Here is a 15673-nt window from a genome sequence, read left to right as displayed (position 1 = left end):
TGGTCGCTGCCGACGAACTGCTGGGAACTACCAATTGAGGGAGCACCATCCGCAAATACAAGACATACGCCTGATCTCGCACAATGCTCCTTGAGTTACCTACTTGCCGTCAGAAACCCGTGACTGATACGAAGGATGAGTCTAACACAGCTAACTGACTATTCAAAAGCGTGTGGGGAGACTAAACAATGAGAGACTACGTGAGTTCCGTACTCGAGTCAATCTCAATATGATATCTTTTCAACTATCGCTCAGTTGCTGAGCGTCATGGTTAACACCCTGGCCCAACCAACTCACTGTATGAGTACGACGGCCAAGGAGGGTGAACAACCTGAAATAGAAGTTTCAGAAGCTGCCTCGAATAAGGCTCTCACTCTCTTAGAAGAAGAGAACTTGGACACTGATACAGCGGGACTTCGATTGTTCGTTCAGCAAGGAGGATGCGCGGGGCTATCATATGGGATGCGATTCGATATGAGTTCCGACGAAGGTGATATCATCTACGAGCACCACGACCTGCGAGTGTTCGTTGATCCCGCGAGTATCCAATATATCGTCGGAAGTGTTGTTGAATATGAAGGGGGTCTCCAGGGTGGAGGCTTTGCTGTTGAGAATCCCAACGTTGTCTCTGAATGTGGCTGCGGAGAATCTTTCCGCACCTGAAATCGACTGATAACACGATGACCACACCCCATAAATATTAGACACAATGGACACCGACAAACTCGAGCATCGTCTTCTCTCGATTCTCAAAGAAGATCCGAAAGCGTCCCTTGGAGAAATCGCCGACCAGGCTGGCGTCGCGAGACCGACCGCCCGCAAGTATATAGAGAAACTTGAAGAGGAAGGCGCTATTGTAGGGTATACTGTCGAGATCGACCCAAAGAAGGTCAATCACCAGAGTATTGCGATGGTTGGAATTGATGTCGAGAGCGATCAGTACCCCGAAGCGACGAGTCAGCTCAGGGATATCGACTCACTAACTGCGTTGTATACCGCAACTGGAGACCATATGTTGATGGCCGAACTCGAGGCCACAGGAAGTACCGAACTAAATGAGATAGTAAGCGACCAGATTCTCTCTATCGATGGGGTGATAACGGCCTGCCCAGCTGTGCTTCAAGAACGCCTCAAATGAGGTGGAAGGCGACGTGCTCGTTCAATTTTGTATTTCAGATATCTGAGTCAGTACTGATCACTCGCAGAATCAGTGTTCCAACCACCGCTGAGAGAGTTCTCGTGTCCGCATAACGGACAAAAGGGGACTGATTTCTGGCTAGAGTTGCTAACCCGTCGACACCTCGTCTGCTGCCTCGAGAATCTCCGGGTACCGTTTCGAAATCGTTGGTTTGCTCATGTTAGCAATTTCGGCCAGGTCATCTTGGGTGACTTCCCGATTCGTGCGTTTAGCAGCCGCATACAGCGCTGCTGCGGCGATTCCGATAGGATTTCGCCCGTTGTGAACACCCTCTTCGACCGCGGATCGAATCATTTCCCGACTTCGGCGTTCCGTTTCATCCGGACACCCCAACCGAGAAGCGAACCGGCCAATGTATGCTTCGGGATCCGGCGGAGCCATTTCTAGGTCCAATTCATCTGCCAGATAGCGATAGGTACGCTCTATCTCAATTTTATCGACACGACTCACCGCGGCAACTTCATCGAGTGTCCGGGGTATATTCTCCAGACGTGACCCAGCATAGAGGGCTGCTGTCGCCATTCCCTCGATCGACCGGCCTTGGAGTATGTCCTTTTCCAGTGCCTGCCGATACAACACACTCGTCGTTTCTCTGATCGGATCGGGACATCCAAGCGCGGAGGCCATCCGATTGATCTCTCCCAGCGCCTGCTTTAGATTCCGTTCTTGATTACTTTTCGTCCGGAACCGCTCGTCCCATTTCCGAAGACGTCGCATTTTCTTTTGTTGACGAGACGAGAGCGACCGTCCATACGCGTCTTCGTCTCGCCAGTCAATAACTGTCGACAGGCCACGATCGTGTAATTGCTGAGTTTGAGGGGCACCGACCCGTGACTTAGCGTTCTTTTCGCGCGAATCGGACGCACGCCATTCAGGTCCGTGGTCAATCTGATCTGATTCGAGTACGCGACCACAGTCCTGACAGTAGGTTTCGGCCTGTGCCTCGTCGTGGACGATACGTCCACTGCACTCCAGACACGTTTTGGCCGATAGTTCATCCCGTCCCTCTTCGCCTGTTTTGTCGTGTTCCTCTGGACGGCTTTCTTCGCGAACTCCTGATGTCGTAAATGATTCAGTCATGTTCAGCTGCCCCTGGAAAGAAAGCGGGAGCGGCACTTCCGGTTGGACAAACGGATATCCCAATCACGGCAACTCCGGAAGCTAGCATACGAGCTGGGTGTACTAACTCTAAGCGGAGATTGGTTGTCTGACTGCTTCCTGAATCGACAAGCAGTGTGAAATGATACCATACATCTCTGTTGCATCTGAGCAATACTAAGTTTTTATATCAAAAAATTCGATTTGCTATTTGAGTGTTTAGCATGGGAGTTTTAGAGAATTTTTGTCTAAGTCAGTATCAAAGATAGTTATGAATCAAACTTATGTGGCCAGAGTCTCAACGTGAATTCATGAGTTCGGAACAAGACCATCTTCAAGACACCGATACCGAAGCACGCTTTGAGTTCAAGAAGGAAGAGAAATCGGCATTCGAGACTGAGAAGGGCTTGACCGAGGAGACCGTTCGGATTATTTCCGAAGACAAGGACGAGCCTGAGTGGATGCTTGAGCGACGCCTGCGCGCCCTCGATCAGTTCCAAGAGATGCCGATGCCGACCGACTGGCCGAACGCGCCGGACCTCTCGGAGGTCCAGATTGAAGAGATCGTCCCGTACATCCGACCAGATATCGAGACGCGCGGCGGCGCCGAGAACTGGGAAGACCTTCCCGAAGAGATTCAGGACACCTTCGACAAGCTCGGCATCCCGGAAGCCGAAAAGAACGCCCTCTCGGGCGTCGGCGCGCAGTACGAATCCGAGATTGTCTACCAGAACATGCAGGAGCGCTGGGAGGACAAGGGCGTCATCTTCTGTGACATGGACAAAGCCGTTCAGGAGCATGAAGACATCGTAAAGGAGTACTTCATGACCAAGGCCGTGCCGCCCAGCGACAACAAGTTCGCGGCACTCCACGGCGCTATCTGGTCGGGTGGGTCGTTTGTCTACGTTCCCGAGGATACAACTGTGGACATGCCGGTCCAGGCGTACTTCCGGATGAACTCCGAAGGGATGGGCCAGTTTGAGCACACGCTCATCATCGCGGAGGAAAACTCTGAGGTCCACTACATAGAGGGCTGTTCCGCCCCGAAGTATTCAGCCTTCAATTTGCACAGCGGTGGCGTCGAAGTGTTCGTCAAAGAGAACGCCCACGTCCAGTACTCAACGGTGCAGAACTGGTCGAAGAACACGTACAACCTCAACACCAAGCGTGCTATCGTTGAGGCGGATGGGACGATGGAGTGGGTCTCCGGGTCGATGGGGTCTAAGGCGACAATGCTGTATCCCTCCACCGTCCTCAAGGGCCCCGGTTCGACGGATAATCATATCACCATCGCCATGGCTGGTGAAGGACAGAATATCGACACCGGCGCGAAGGTATACCACAACGCACCCGACACGAAATCGACTATCGAGTCTAAGTCCATCTCTAAGGACGGCGGCCGAACGAACTACCGTGGGCTCGTCCACATCGCAGACGGCGCGGAGAATGCTTCGACATCTGTCGAGTGTGACGCGCTGATGTTCGACAACGAATCTACATCAGACACGATGCCGTACATGGAGATTCAGGAGTCCAAGGTCGACGTTGCCCACGAGGCAACAGTTGGGAAGATTGGCGACGAGGACGTCTTCTATCTCCAGAACCGTGGGCTGGATGACGACGACGCTAAGCAGATGATCGTTGCTGGCTTCATCGAACCGCTCACAGAAGAGCTTCCTATTGAATACGCGGTCGAAATGAACCGGCTCATCGAGCTGGAGATGGAAGGCTCGCTCGGGTAGTGACCGGTTCAGTTGGTTACTAAAAAATCACCGTACTGTAAAATATCTCAATGGCTATCGATCCAAGCTTCGAGAACACATACGAGGAAGCCGACCGCCACGAGGACCACCGGGTATGGACGACAGATGGTGAGGAACCAACGGAGGAGGAACAGGGCATCCACGGAACCCATGTCGCAGTGGATTTTGACATCTGTATTGCAGACGGGGCCTGTCTGGAGGACTGCCCCGTCGACGTGTTCGAGTGGACCGATACCCCTGGCCACCCCGAGTCCGAAATCAAGGCCGATCCCACCTACGAGGACCAGTGCATTGACTGTATGCTCTGTGTCGATGTCTGCCCTGTCGATGCAATCGACGTTGACCCGGGGCGAGCGGGGAGGCTCTGAACTCGGGGTGGATGAGCGCTGACGATGATCCTGACATTACAGTGTTACCGGTGCGGAACCGATTACGAGTACGTCGGTACCTCGCCCCATCTAGGCAAGTGCCAAGCGTGTGGCTCACCGTGCGTTCCTCCTGCGGGGAGCCTCAACGTCCTCAACAGCGCTCACTGGGAGAGTGCGAACGGCCTCTCAAAAGTCTGGGTGTATGCGCTCGACGAACGAGATCGCCCGTTCGAATTCGAGGTCGCTGCACAGGGGAACCGTGGAAAGTTAGTGGCACTGAGAGTCGACGGTATATCTGTTGCTCCACAAGTAGACGAGACATTCGAAACGCTTCCCCCGGTAGTGAAAACCAAACTCGCTGACGCAGGGATTGAACGGGTAGATCCCAATACACCCAAACAATCAAGCTGATAACAAGAATTCATTTGAGCGACTGGTGGCCGGAAATGAGAAACAACACAACGGCGAATCCGGCTGTCAATACCGCAACGCCGAAAACATAACAACATGAGCTCAGACGTCAGATTCACCGACTTCAAATCCGACAAGCAGCCAACCTGGTGTCCCGGTTGCGGTGACTTCGGGACAATGAATGGAATGATGAAGGCGCTCGCGAACACGGGTAATGACCCGGACAACACATTCGTTGTCGCCGGAATCGGGTGCTCGGGAAAGATCGGCACCTATATGAACAGTTACGCGCTCCACGGCGTCCACGGCCGCGCTTTGCCGGTTGGCATCGGCACGAAACTGGCGAATCCAAACTTGGAGGTTATGGTCGCCGGCGGTGACGGTGACGGATACTCGATTGGTGCTGGCCACTTCATCCACGCCGTTCGCCGCAACGTCGATATGAGCTACATCGTTATGGATAACCGCATCTACGGGCTGACGAAGGGCCAAGCTTCGCCGACATCGCGTGAGGACTTCGAGACATCGACGACGCCTGATGGGCCGAAACAGCCACCGGTCAACCCACTCGCGCTCGCGCTGGCTGCTGGCGGGACGTTCATTGCCCAGTCGTTCTCGTCGGACTCCCAGCGCCACACCGAGATAGTCCAGCAGGCTGTCGAACACGACGGCTTCGGTTTCGTCAACGTCTACTCGCCGTGCGTGACGTTCAACGACGTGGATACCTACGACTACTTCAGAGACTCCATCGTCGACCTCGAGGAAAGTGACCACGACCCAACAGACTACGACGACGCAAAAGATGCCATCCTCGACGCTGATAAGGAGTATCAGGGTATCATCTATCGAGACGAGAACTCCAACCCGTGGGAACAACGCGAAGGACTCTCCGAGAACATGGCTGACATTCCAGACGGCGCCCCAGACGACGCGACGGATCTTGTCCGCGAGTTTTACTGAGTAGTAAATATCAAAATAATATCCATACAACAATCAATCTCGATCGACTTACAGTGGTCGTTCACGGGGTTCTGCGAAGCAATTCTTCGGGTAGTTTGGACAGACGACGCGCACGTCGGGGTCGCGCGCGGTTGGAGACGAGAGGGACACGACTGCACTCCCGCTGGCAGTCGGTCCCTCGCAGCGTGGGGCAGACGGCCGGGCAGAGACGGGTGGCCGGCTGGTGTATCGTTTGGCCGTCGATTAACAGAGACACTCGTGGCGCACTTGGCTCGCGTTGATCAAATCTTGATGAACATCGGTGGCAAGTTCGTGCATCGCCTTTGCTTGCGATTCAGTGGCAATTCCGAGCCGGTAGTAGGTTTTTGTTCGGTTCTGGTTCCATAGTTCAGCTAATCGTTCCCCAAACGCGTCATCATAGAGTCCGATCTCTGCACCTCGCTGGTACAGTCGCCGATGACTACTGATGACTTCAGAAGCGTCCATTGCGCCGTCGTGGATGAGTCGGAACTGGATCGTCCGCTCTATCGCAACGAACGACGACTCGATGACAACTGTGTAGTAGCCACCATCAAGCAGGCGGGACGCAGCCGCCAGAAGCCGACATGCTCGGCGAAGTTGGACCAATTCGGCTTCGCCGACATCGAGCCCGTCCTCAACATTCTGTGGTGTCTGCTCGAAACTACGCTCAGCGGCTGCCAGTGCGTTAAGCACTGATTCATTCTCCATTCGCGTACACCTCCGCCCGGATATTGGATAACTGATCTGTCCCGACTAATATCAGTCCCTCATCGAACTGCTGTTGGAGCCGGTCACCAATCCGTTTCGCGCTTTCGGTCGATTCGACCAACGTTTCGAAGGTGTAGCGGTTCCCCTCAAATTTCGTCTCTTGGAGAGTGCTTACGATTGACTGAACAGTTCGGCGAGCCTGTGTCCTATCGTCTTCGACGAAGACAAGAAGATCGATATCACTTGCGCGGTCGGCTGTCCCCCGTGCCACGCTACCGAAAAGCAGGACGCCGACGAGATGGTCAATCTCTTCCTGAACAGTATCGACGAAGGCCCGGACAGGCTTGTGAAATTCCGACTGAGGGATCGACAGGACTGGATCAGATTTTGTGAGTCGGTCACGATGGATACGCACGTATTGCTTCCGGCCTTCTTGACGGGTCTGAACTGTGCCGAGTTCTTTGAGCAGTTTGACTGCCTTTGAGACCGTTGCCTGATTCCCGTCAATCATTTCCGCGAGTTGGCCGATGGTGAACTCTTCATATGGCTCCTCAATCAAGCGAGCGAGCACATCCTGCATCGCCTGGTATCGAAAGACCCGGTCCTGAGGGAACGGATACTCCAGAGCAATTGTGGTCGTTCCTTTCGTAGTAGGCATACTATTCCTATTAGGAATGTATTGGTATAAAAGCCAGCTTCAGCCTGGGCAACCAATTTGGAAACTATCGATGCCCATGTCGGGGTTGAGCGATTGAAGGCGAGAGGGACATGACTGGCACTGACGCTGGCAGTCGGCCCCTCGCAGCGTGGGGCAGACGGCCGGGCGAAGCAGACGGATACCTGGTGGATAGCAGCGTGGGGCTGGCAGGCCGGTTGAGAGCGCGAGAGACGAGTGTGTGTCGGCGTGGGACTGACGGCCGGACAGATACAGATGGTTGGCTGGTGTGTCGTCTGACCGCCGGGCAGCCGCCGCTGGGCGGCACGCTCGCTCTTGCCGGAGCCGGTGCGTTGACCGATGGCCGGCGGAGAGGGTACGAGTGGCGTGTGTCTCGTGTGTAGCGAGCAGGGGATTTTGGTATTGCTGGCCCTGGAGTCGAGTCGTGTGGCACTCGTGACGGTGTCGGGGGAGGCGGCCCTGCTGATGGCGGGACTCATGGGACTGCTGGCGGGACTCGTGGCACTGACGTCGGCGACACGACTGACTGCGGGAGGACTGCTGGCTTCGACGGCACTACTCCGAGCGACATCGCGACGGCGGACTCCGTGTCGGACCAGCACATCTTGAAAGCCCCACGCCGCTGGCGGTCGCTCAGCGACATATCCTCACTCCGTTCGGATAGGGGCCGCTGACGCGACCATGGCAAGCGCCAGCGGCGTGCCCCTTTCAGTCCCACCCGACTGCTACGGCACAGCACAGCAGAATCGAACGGACGCGTCGGAGTCGCGCGCGATCCGGCTGAGGAACCCTCGCGGCCGGCGCTCCCTCGCCGGAACGAGGACGCTCCTTGCAGTCGCTGTGTTCCGGGCTGCTCACTTCGTTGCGCTGCCGGGCTTTCACCCATCCGGCACTCGCTTGGCCGCGCGGGATGCTGGCTCACCGCAACCGCACACGATGGGGCCGCCTGCCGGGGTGTCAATCACCTACGGTCTTTATATACTATTCTCCCTCGAAACACGAAATACAAGCCGCCGCTTAGAACCCACTCAGACACCCAAATATTGCACTTGAAACAATCCAAATGGTCCGTTACCTTTAAGTAGCCGGCACCCATGCCTTTACGTACGGAAAGACACGACGCACGCGGCGCTGGCAGGGCAGTTTCACGCCGCAGAAATCGGGTGCGGGAACACCCGACAAGTGTCTTTCCGTATCCCTCAGAAAGACAATGTACGCTAGCAATTCCAGCGGTAAGAAAGCATCGGCAAGCAATCAGACGGTTTCCCTTTCGGCCCACGTCGAGGGTGGCCCCGAACAGCTTCTAGAGGCGGTCGCAGAGACCGAAAACGGCGACGAACTCGATTTCAGGATGAATCGGGGGAGCGATAGCCGTGGCAACTTCTACGCCCGACAGGAGGAGGCATACGACTGGACGCGCTCGACCGAGGTTGGTCCGGACCGGCGCTTTGGCGAAACGCTGGAACAGCAGGAAGAACGTCACGGACGCGAAGCCGAGCAAGCCCGACACTCCGAGGTCGCACGCGCCCACGTCGACGGTGCCGACCGCGAAGCCTCGGCTCGCCAGCTCACCGACGCGGAAACCGAACGCGCTGACGGGTTCCGCTCACCGGCTGACCCCCGGCAGTGGATGGACCGCGACACGCTGGCGCGAGTCAACCAGCAGGCCGCGACGCTGGCAGACAAAACCAGTCTGTCACGAGCGGCAGCAGGCCGCCGACTCGCGGCCCTTGTGTCCGGGCAGATGGGCGACTGTAACAGCCTGTATGAGGCTTCCTTTACCGTGTTCAGGGACGCCCGTGACGAACTGCAAGTCCCCACGCCTATCGACGAGGTGAGTCCCTACGGATACGAGTGTACGGTCGAGGGCGAAGTAACGCACATCATTGAGGAGCCAGACGCACGGAACCAGTACCAAGTCCTCTATATCGAGGACGACGAGGGCACGAGCGCGAAGGTCACAGTCTGGGGCAAGTCCATGCACGGCGGCGAGATGGTGCGCACGCTCCGCGAGGGCGACCGGGTGCGAATCTCCGGGGGCAAGCCTGACGACTACAACGGTATCAAGACGGTGGCGGTCACGAGCGACACGCTCATGTGTGTCATCGAGCGCGGCGACGGTCCCGCGCCCACTGGACACGGGGGCGGTTCGTTCGGTTCGTCCGGTGATAGTCGAACGGCGGCGTCATGGGAGGCCGAGTCAGACACCCATCAGTGGGCCAATGAGCGGGACACTGACCACGCGGTCGCCGTGACGCTCGGGAAGGCCCGCTGTCCCGAGTCCGGGTGTTCGGACCTGTTCGACACTGAGCATGGGGCCGCCACTCATCGCGGTATCGTCCACTCCGCAGACTGACGCCCGATAGCGAGGGGCGTCCCCACTGAGCGGGGGCTTCCTCCGGCGGTGCGACGGTGCTCGCGCACGCGGCCTCGCCGCCGCCTCCGGCACAGCGGGCGGCGGCGAGACAACCGCGCGCACGGACTGGCACGCCACCGCACCAGCGCGTCAACGTGGGTCAGTCTGGTGGCGGCTGTAAGGGAGCCGATGTTCTGGTGTGTGCGTGGACGTGGGCCAGCCGGCCCGGGAGAAACCGGGCTGGGTGGTTGGTGGGTCGCGACAGCGCGCGACGCCACCGACAGACTCGCGATGATAGAATTTTGAGTACGATTTCAAACAGCCGATATATCTATTTATTCTGCCAAGGAGACAACGCACTTTACCTCATCGGAATTTTGATAACTGGGTACAAAAGCCCACGCAGATTCCTTACCCCTCGATTGGATAGTATTCGTCGTCGTTGACGGCGCCGGGAATGAGTTCGTCGTCGACGGTGATCGCCATGCCCTCCCGGCGAGCCAGTGCGAGCATCGCCGTCGCGTCGAGGGCGACAGCCTTCTGGACGGCGTCGGCGTCCCGGGCGCTGGCTACGTGGTCGCGGTGGAACTCGAGGAGTCCCTGAATGCCGGCCTCAACATCGGAGACATCGCCGGCGTCGAGACCTCTGAGGACCCGGGCATAGGGCAGATACCGCGCGATAGCCCAGGGCTTGTCGCGCTCTTCCACTGCGTCTTCGAGCGCCGTTAAGTGTTGCTCGACCATCTCGTTTTCAAGTAGATGGCTGCTCAGTGCGCGGGCGAGGTCGATGCGGTGAGTGCGGTCACGGTTTTCTAATTCGTCGACGAACGACTCGGTTGAGTTGGTGAGCACAGTCCTTGCTGGGGTCGTCGTATCATCCCGACCGAGTATCGCACAGTAGAGCGCGTCGATGTAGTCACTCCACGGCCCCATACCGGCTGATTGACGTGGGTCTTTCTGATAACTCGAATCCCATCTACTGTTGGCAATTATGACCCACTCTTCGGCAAGCGCCTGAAACCACGCTTTTGCTTCCGCCACATCGCCGAGAGATAACAGCCCGACAGCCACATCTTGTGCCCGGTTTGGGCGACCCAAGACAGCCTCCTTGATACTCTCTTTCCCGTCGAGCAGTTGCCCGCGTTCGATATGCACGTGGTTTTGAAGTTCAGTCATTGTTATTTGAGCGTTATATGTCAGTAAACACATCACCGATTTTTATGACTTCCACCCTGTCGAGGGTAGGTTCTCTATCTGCACTCTGTCGGAGGCCACTAGATGCTAATTCACCGGTCTGTTCTCCATCTTGGTACGCGAACAGTTCCTTTTTGATGTTCTCAATGTTGACCCGATCCACGACAATCACATCTCCGCGTTGATTGATGTCGATTGCATCGGGACCATCATCATCAGCCAAACGACGGATAAACGCTCTCTGTTCGTCGGTATCCGCATTTTCAGCTAACTCTTGGAGTCTCTCCCGAATCCACTGATCACTCATCTGCCGTTCACCGTTACTGAGCGTATCGCCTAACACGCCCGAGTTCGTCACACGACCGTTGGAGTTCTTGACTTTCGTCTCGATGACGACGAGGTTGCCGTCGTTGTCGATCGCGAAGCCGTCGAATCCCTGATTCCCAGCGTCGAGGTCGTACGGGATGTCGTCTTCTGGGATGTAGCCCCGTTCGAGCGAGCCGGAGTCGCCGTCGAACTCGAAGCCACCGCGGCCATACTTGTTCTTCGCCAGTTCCGGTTGCAGCACCTCCTCGCCGAGCTGTCCGCGGATATTCGCAGGGTCACCGTTGTCAGCTTCGTCGAGGTGTTTGATTGCATCCGTGCCGTACTCCTCGTAGAGGTCTCCCTCGTTTTTCTCCCGGAAGATCGCTTCGACCGTGTCAGCGTTTCGGTCGAGGCGATTGCGGACGTAGGTATCGCCGTCCCGGATGAACCGGCCGTTGACGTCGATGTCGCCGCCGTCCTGTCCGGTGACGACACCACGGACGTTCGTTCCGCTCCCAGTGCGGTCGACACCATCGACGCGTTCGAACCCGCTGTAGGTCTGGACCTCTTCGGCGATGGTGTTCTTGTCGCCAGTTCGGAGATCGATGTCACCGCGGGCGTAGCCCGCCCTCAGTCTATCTCTGACGTCTGCATCGAGGTCGTCGGTCTGGTCGACGAACTCACGGACGGCATCGCGACCATCTGAATCGAGGTCCGCGTACCGCGGTGCAAAGCTGGCACGCGTCTGCGGATCCACGTCGAGGTCAGTGTAGCCATCGAGCGTCGCGTCGTCCATCCGCTGAATCGCGTCCCGGGAGTCGGCGTCGGCCCGCGCGAGCACGTCGCCGAGGTTCGCCTGCTGGCTCTCGGGCAGCGCGTCCACGTCGGCGTCGATGTTGCGCTGTATCCGCCAGAGTCGCACGGCCTGGCCGGCGGTGTCGGCCTGGCTGACGACGGCCTCGGTGGCATCGTCGCTAGCCAGCAGAATACGCGCGGTGACGCGGGCTTTTGCGGCGTCGCTGGCACCTTGGATTCGCGAGAGCGCGCGCAGGGCACGGGTGTCGGCGAGTTGCTGGGTGATGTCGCTGGCCGTGTCGGTCTGCTTGTAACAGTCTTTGACGCCATTCCAACTCCTGCACTGCTGTAATCGCTCGAAGTATCGAAAAAACTCCAACGAGACTCCGCTGAACCGAACCCGGTGCCTGGCTCAGTTCAGTTCGTACCGCTCACGGGCCGCCTCGATATCCTCGCGGAGGCCCTGATAGTCGTAAGAATCCGCAATCAGCTCCGGATTTACGTCCTCGACGAATTCGAGGAAGTTTCCAGCGGCTTCGACAACGGCCTGGACCAGTTCTTCATTCCCAACGACGGCTGCTGGTTCGTAGGGTTCCGGCTCGCCACCGGTTTCAGCTGCGTCTTTGCGGTAACAGAACCAGACCTGGATTCTCTCGTCTCCCAGCGGCACCAATACGACGTACATCGGTCCGTTAGCGGTCGAAAAGACGGTTCGCTCACCATCCGCGCACTCCTCGAGTCCCTGCAACAGCCCCGTGAAGAAGCTGGTCAGGTACTCTTTCATGCCGTCACCAGAGCCACCAGTCAGGTATGTCTCACCGCATTTGATCGCATCAATCCAGCCGAGCGGATCGGTTGGGCCGTCACGAATCTTCTCCCGCAGCTCCTCGTCGTAGCGGATGTCTATATCCATTGTGTGTCGAAGCGTTATCATCGGGTGTTGTCAAGCCAGTCGTTCTGATCTCGGATCCAGACTCGCACATCAGGTCCTTCCTCAGGGAAGGCACCGATTATTCGTCCATTGGAGGTGACTCGGACCGTCATGTCACTCACCCCGGTCGTCTCGGAATCTGGCGAATACCGGTATTCGGCGACGGTCCACCGTGAACCCTGCTGTGGAGGTTCAGGAACTCAACTCGATATTGTATCCGTGGTCGAGCGCAAACTCGCACATCGTAATATGCCTTGCGAGGGTCGCTTCCCAGTTCCCTTCTGGTTCAGCTTCGGTCAATCGGTGGATGGCATCTTCGAATGCCCTCTTCAGCTCTCTGATACCATCCTCGTCGAGAACCGTGCGTTGGAAGTCACCATTCTCTAATTGGAAGATTTCATCGAACCGCTCCCGTCCCATTCCACGTATTGGGGCACTCATAACCGTTTCATAAATAACTGGAGCGTCCCCATTTCGGAGCTTTTCAATTGCGCGTTTGTATTCGACTAATTCATCGAACGACCTATCCTCATCCAAGTGCTTGTTCTGTGCTTCAGCCAATCGTTGGCCGTACTCTTTGACAAGCTCTTCAGTTGCATCTTCCTCCGGAAAGAGAAGTTTAAGCGCTTTACCCATTAGAGGCCCTCCGACTGAATCGTATCACTGAGTGCTTTGAGCTCATCCTGACTGAATTCTACATAGTAGTCGTAGTTGGATTGTGGCGTGTCAATCTCGTTAGCATCTTTCGGGCCGATTGTGATCATCGTATCGGTGTCCTTAGTCACTGAACTGAAGTCGGCTTTTTCATCAAGTCGGAAACTAGTTCCAGAACCGACACCTCTGTCTTGGATCTTGTCGATAGTAATTTCCATCTGTTCCTTTGCGTCTACTGCCTTCTCAGGATTTTTCTTGACTTCGATGATATGGCTCACCTCTCCGTTGTTAGTGGTTAAGCCATCGACTTCTCCGATTTGATTGCCAGTCGAGTCACTTATTTCAACGCTTGTTGTGTCGATGTTCCTCGGTGGATCGACCGACTCCTGTCCCTCAAATTTAGGCCGAATTATCTTCTCTTGAGCGAACAGCTCTGTCAGTTCACCAGGATCATCAGCAGTCTTGTCGAGACGCCTGTAGGTTCCGAGACCGTCCGCGTGGCGCTTGAGATCGATGCCCTGATCTACAAGCTCGGAGAGTCTCGCTCCATCGACGTGTTCTGCAAGATAGATGCCGTCCTCTCCGGATTCCTCAATGGCACGGGCCAGTTCGTCCTTCGCCCTCTGTGTGTCCAGTTGTTCGTACGTCTCGGAGATTCGCTTGACTCGACGATTGATTTCGACATCCGAGAGATCACTCGACTTGCGAACGATTACTGTCCGAGTCAAGTCCTCAATTTTTCTTCCACCGTCTGGTGTAGCAGTGCGGCGTACCGAGAGGAAATCGGTAAGCGTCTCTTGATCCAGCGCGTTAACGACTTCCACTCCATCGTCGCCGGTTCGTGTGAGTAATTTCCCCAGCCGCGCCTGCTTCGCCTCGGACAATGCATCCACGTCAGCGTCCATCCCGCGCTGCAACCGCCACAGCTTGACCACCCCACCAGCCGTGTCGGCCTGGCTGAGCACGGCCTCGCTGGCGTCGTCGGAGGCCAGCAGGATCCGGGCGGTGAGATATACCTCCGACGTGCTCTACATATCGTCGAGTAAGAACCAGTCACGCTCTCTCAGAGCAGTTGATCTCTGAGATACCGGTCAATGTTCTTTCCGTCGAGGTCGTTGAGTGTTCCGACGACAGTCTGCAGTTCGGCTGGCGAAACGCCCTCTTGTTCGGTGAGCCGGCCGAGAGTCCGGAGTAACTCGAACTTGCTTAGGTCGGTATCGAGGGCCATCACTGCTGTCACCACGTTCTCGTCGTCGGGCTCATCCAGTCGGACAAACGACTCTGGAATCAGCTCGTCGAGCAGCGCGCTCACCATCACATCGTCCGGGTCGGCTTCAGCAGGCACGTCGGCCAGCATCGCTTTGACGAATGCCACGTCGTCACCGGGATCTTCGTTGACTACGTTTCGCACGAAGGTATCATCTTCGACTCGACGGAGATGGCGATTCTTGTCGACGTAAACCCGGACGAGTTGGATGTCCTCGTTCGGGAAGGATTGCGAGATTTCGTCGCGTGGTACACAGACATCTGTGCCGTACGCTCCGGCGTCCAGTGTCGCGAACGGGTCGCTAAAGCCGCGTCGCGTTTCCTCGGTTTCCGGTGGTTCGGTGAACGATGCCGATTCGATAAACGCCGCCTCGGTCGGGGGGTGCCAGCCACCGTCGGCCCAGGGTTCTCGGGCCTCAACGACGACGGTTTTGCCGTCGGCCAATGTCGCCGTGTACCACGGGTCGGTGTCGTAGAGCGCACCGATACCGCCGGCATCTTCGAGGACTGCGGGAGAGTAGACTGCCATCCGTGGGAGTTCCTGTATCGCGTCAGCGATCGGGCGGTCCTCTGGCACAGCAACACGCCCCATCGGGTTGAACAGCGGCGCGTAGTCGACATCGAGCGCCACAGCGAGCCGACAGAGCAGTTCGAACATCGTGTCCATCCGTGCCTGATACTTGCCGTCGCTGTCACGGCGGGACGGGTAGATTTTCTGTCCACAGCCCACGCTGAGGACAGGTTCGCTCGGCGGCCGCTCGGCATCGAGGTTGAAGCCGAGGTTCACCCCCCAGGTCCCGAATTGGGCCGGTATCTTGTCGTAGCTGGCCTCACCGACCGCTGATTCGTGCTCGCTATCGAGGTCCAACTCGAACCCAGCGTCCCTGCATACGTCGAACGCTCTCTCGACGACGTCTTCCCCGCCGTCTCCAACGTAGAGCGCCATGACTGCTGACCCTTCTGGCATG

General features: G+C 56.9%; 16 protein-coding genes. 7 read left to right on the top strand and 9 right to left on the bottom strand.

The window, feature by feature from the left end:
• Nucleotides 1-300 precede the first annotated feature (300 nt).
• On the top strand, nt 301-663 hold the full coding sequence (locus G9C82_RS18100) for an iron-sulfur cluster assembly accessory protein (protein ID WP_127014903.1): 363 nt from the start codon (nt 301-303) through the stop codon (nt 661-663).
• A 46-nt stretch (nt 664-709) separates the two neighbouring features.
• Entirely contained in the window at nt 710-1138 is a 429-nt protein-coding gene (locus G9C82_RS18095) for an Lrp/AsnC family transcriptional regulator (protein ID WP_127014902.1), read from the top strand.
• 147 nt (nt 1139-1285) lie between these two features.
• Here the strand turns inward: G9C82_RS18095 and G9C82_RS18090 are convergent, their stop codons facing one another.
• Complete coding sequence (locus tag G9C82_RS18090) at nt 1286-2278, bottom strand: transcription initiation factor IIB family protein (protein WP_127014901.1); 993 nt, start codon at nt 2276-2278, stop codon at nt 1286-1288.
• A 329-nt stretch (nt 2279-2607) separates the two neighbouring features.
• Here G9C82_RS18090 and sufB point away from each other — a divergent pair, with 329 nt between their 5' ends.
• The 3 genes from sufB to G9C82_RS18075 all read left to right on the top strand — a co-directional run bounded on the left by sufB (nt 2608) and on the right by G9C82_RS18075 (nt 5798).
• Nucleotides 2608-4038 (top strand): Fe-S cluster assembly protein SufB, encoded by a 1431-nt coding sequence (gene sufB, locus G9C82_RS18085; protein ID WP_127014900.1) that lies wholly within the window; start codon nt 2608-2610, stop codon nt 4036-4038.
• Between the two features lie 50 nt (nt 4039-4088).
• On the top strand, nt 4089-4427 hold the full coding sequence (locus G9C82_RS18080; RefSeq protein WP_127014899.1) for a ferredoxin family protein: 339 nt from the start codon (nt 4089-4091) through the stop codon (nt 4425-4427).
• Between the two features lie 507 nt (nt 4428-4934).
• Nucleotides 4935-5798, top strand: coding sequence for a 2-oxoacid:ferredoxin oxidoreductase subunit beta (locus G9C82_RS18075; RefSeq protein ID WP_127014897.1), 864 nt, complete (start codon nt 4935-4937; stop codon nt 5796-5798).
• A 243-nt stretch (nt 5799-6041) separates the two neighbouring features.
• Here G9C82_RS18075 and G9C82_RS18070 read toward each other — a convergent pair whose 3' ends face one another.
• Nucleotides 6042-6527 carry a hypothetical protein gene (locus tag G9C82_RS18070; RefSeq protein ID WP_127014896.1) on the bottom strand — a complete coding sequence of 162 codons (486 nt, stop codon included), beginning with the start codon at nt 6525-6527 and terminating at the stop codon, nt 6042-6044.
• On the bottom strand, nt 6517-7185 hold the full coding sequence (locus G9C82_RS18065; protein WP_240150120.1) for a nucleotidyltransferase domain-containing protein: 669 nt from the start codon (nt 7183-7185) through the stop codon (nt 6517-6519). Before G9C82_RS18065 ends, G9C82_RS18070 begins: the two co-directional genes overlap by 11 nt.
• A 444-nt stretch (nt 7186-7629) precedes the next feature.
• Here G9C82_RS18065 and G9C82_RS18060 point away from each other — a divergent pair, with 444 nt between their 5' ends.
• Nucleotides 7630-7812 (top strand): hypothetical protein, encoded by a 183-nt coding sequence (locus G9C82_RS18060; RefSeq protein ID WP_127014895.1) that lies wholly within the window; start codon nt 7630-7632, stop codon nt 7810-7812.
• A 601-nt stretch (nt 7813-8413) separates the two neighbouring features.
• Nucleotides 8414-9559 carry an SOSS complex subunit B family protein gene (locus G9C82_RS18055; protein WP_127014894.1) on the top strand — a complete coding sequence of 382 codons (1146 nt, stop codon included), beginning with the start codon at nt 8414-8416 and terminating at the stop codon, nt 9557-9559.
• Between the two features lie 411 nt (nt 9560-9970).
• Here the strand turns inward: G9C82_RS18055 and G9C82_RS18050 are convergent, their stop codons facing one another.
• From G9C82_RS18050 to G9C82_RS20745, 6 genes are all read right to left on the bottom strand, one after another.
• A complete protein-coding gene (locus G9C82_RS18050) occupies nt 9971-10735 on the bottom strand; it encodes an Imm49 family immunity protein (protein ID WP_164734785.1) in 765 nt (254 codons plus the stop codon).
• 13 nt (nt 10736-10748) lie between these two features.
• A complete protein-coding gene (locus G9C82_RS18045) occupies nt 10749-12233 on the bottom strand; it encodes a hypothetical protein (protein ID WP_127014892.1) in 1485 nt (494 codons plus the stop codon).
• 33 nt (nt 12234-12266) lie between these two features.
• Complete coding sequence (locus G9C82_RS18040) at nt 12267-12767, bottom strand: hypothetical protein (RefSeq protein WP_127014891.1); 501 nt, start codon at nt 12765-12767, stop codon at nt 12267-12269.
• Between the two features lie 210 nt (nt 12768-12977).
• Nucleotides 12978-13421, bottom strand: a complete 444-nt coding sequence (locus G9C82_RS18035; protein ID WP_127014890.1) for a hypothetical protein — start codon at nt 13419-13421, stop codon at nt 12978-12980.
• Nucleotides 13421-14344 carry a hypothetical protein gene (locus G9C82_RS18030; protein WP_127014889.1) on the bottom strand — a complete coding sequence of 308 codons (924 nt, stop codon included), beginning with the start codon at nt 14342-14344 and terminating at the stop codon, nt 13421-13423. The genes G9C82_RS18035 and G9C82_RS18030 overlap by 1 nt, the downstream gene beginning before the upstream one ends.
• Nucleotides 14345-14502: 158 nt before the next feature.
• Nucleotides 14503-15672, bottom strand: a complete 1170-nt coding sequence (locus G9C82_RS20745; protein WP_241244134.1) for a hypothetical protein — start codon at nt 15670-15672, stop codon at nt 14503-14505.
• Nucleotide 15673: the final 1 nt, after the last annotated feature.

Origin of the sequence: Haloarcula sp. R1-2 (assembly GCF_011627385.1) — an archaeon.
Classification (GTDB): Archaea; Halobacteriota; Halobacteria; order Halobacteriales; family Haloarculaceae; genus Haloarcula; species Haloarcula marismortui.
This window is presented reverse-complemented; position numbering and strand designations above follow the sequence as displayed.

Coding starts and splice junctions, on each gene's coding strand:
- G9C82_RS18100 (WP_127014903.1), top strand. CDS start 301: ATGAGTACGACGGCCAAGGAGGGTGAACAACCTGAAATAGAAGTTTCA.
- G9C82_RS18095 (WP_127014902.1), top strand. CDS start 710: ATGGACACCGACAAACTCGAGCATCGTCTTCTCTCGATTCTCAAAGAA.
- G9C82_RS18090 (WP_127014901.1), bottom strand. CDS start 2,278: ATGACTGAATCATTTACGACATCAGGAGTTCGCGAAGAAAGCCGTCCA.
- sufB (WP_127014900.1), top strand. CDS start 2,608: ATGAGTTCGGAACAAGACCATCTTCAAGACACCGATACCGAAGCACGC.
- G9C82_RS18080 (WP_127014899.1), top strand. CDS start 4,089: ATGGCTATCGATCCAAGCTTCGAGAACACATACGAGGAAGCCGACCGC.
- G9C82_RS18075 (WP_127014897.1), top strand. CDS start 4,935: ATGAGCTCAGACGTCAGATTCACCGACTTCAAATCCGACAAGCAGCCA.
- G9C82_RS18070 (WP_127014896.1), bottom strand. CDS start 6,527: ATGGAGAATGAATCAGTGCTTAACGCACTGGCAGCCGCTGAGCGTAGT.
- G9C82_RS18065 (WP_240150120.1), bottom strand. CDS start 7,185: ATGCCTACTACGAAAGGAACGACCACAATTGCTCTGGAGTATCCGTTC.
- G9C82_RS18055 (WP_127014894.1), top strand. CDS start 8,414: ATGTACGCTAGCAATTCCAGCGGTAAGAAAGCATCGGCAAGCAATCAG.
- G9C82_RS18050 (WP_164734785.1), bottom strand. CDS start 10,735: ATGACTGAACTTCAAAACCACGTGCATATCGAACGCGGGCAACTGCTC.
- G9C82_RS18040 (WP_127014891.1), bottom strand. CDS start 12,767: ATGGATATAGACATCCGCTACGACGAGGAGCTGCGGGAGAAGATTCGT.
- G9C82_RS18035 (WP_127014890.1), bottom strand. CDS start 13,421: ATGGGTAAAGCGCTTAAACTTCTCTTTCCGGAGGAAGATGCAACTGAA.
- G9C82_RS18030 (WP_127014889.1), bottom strand. CDS start 14,344: ATGGACGCTGACGTGGATGCATTGTCCGAGGCGAAGCAGGCGCGGCTG.
- G9C82_RS20745 (WP_241244134.1), bottom strand. CDS start 15,672: ATGCCAGAAGGGTCAGCAGTCATGGCGCTCTACGTTGGAGACGGCGGG.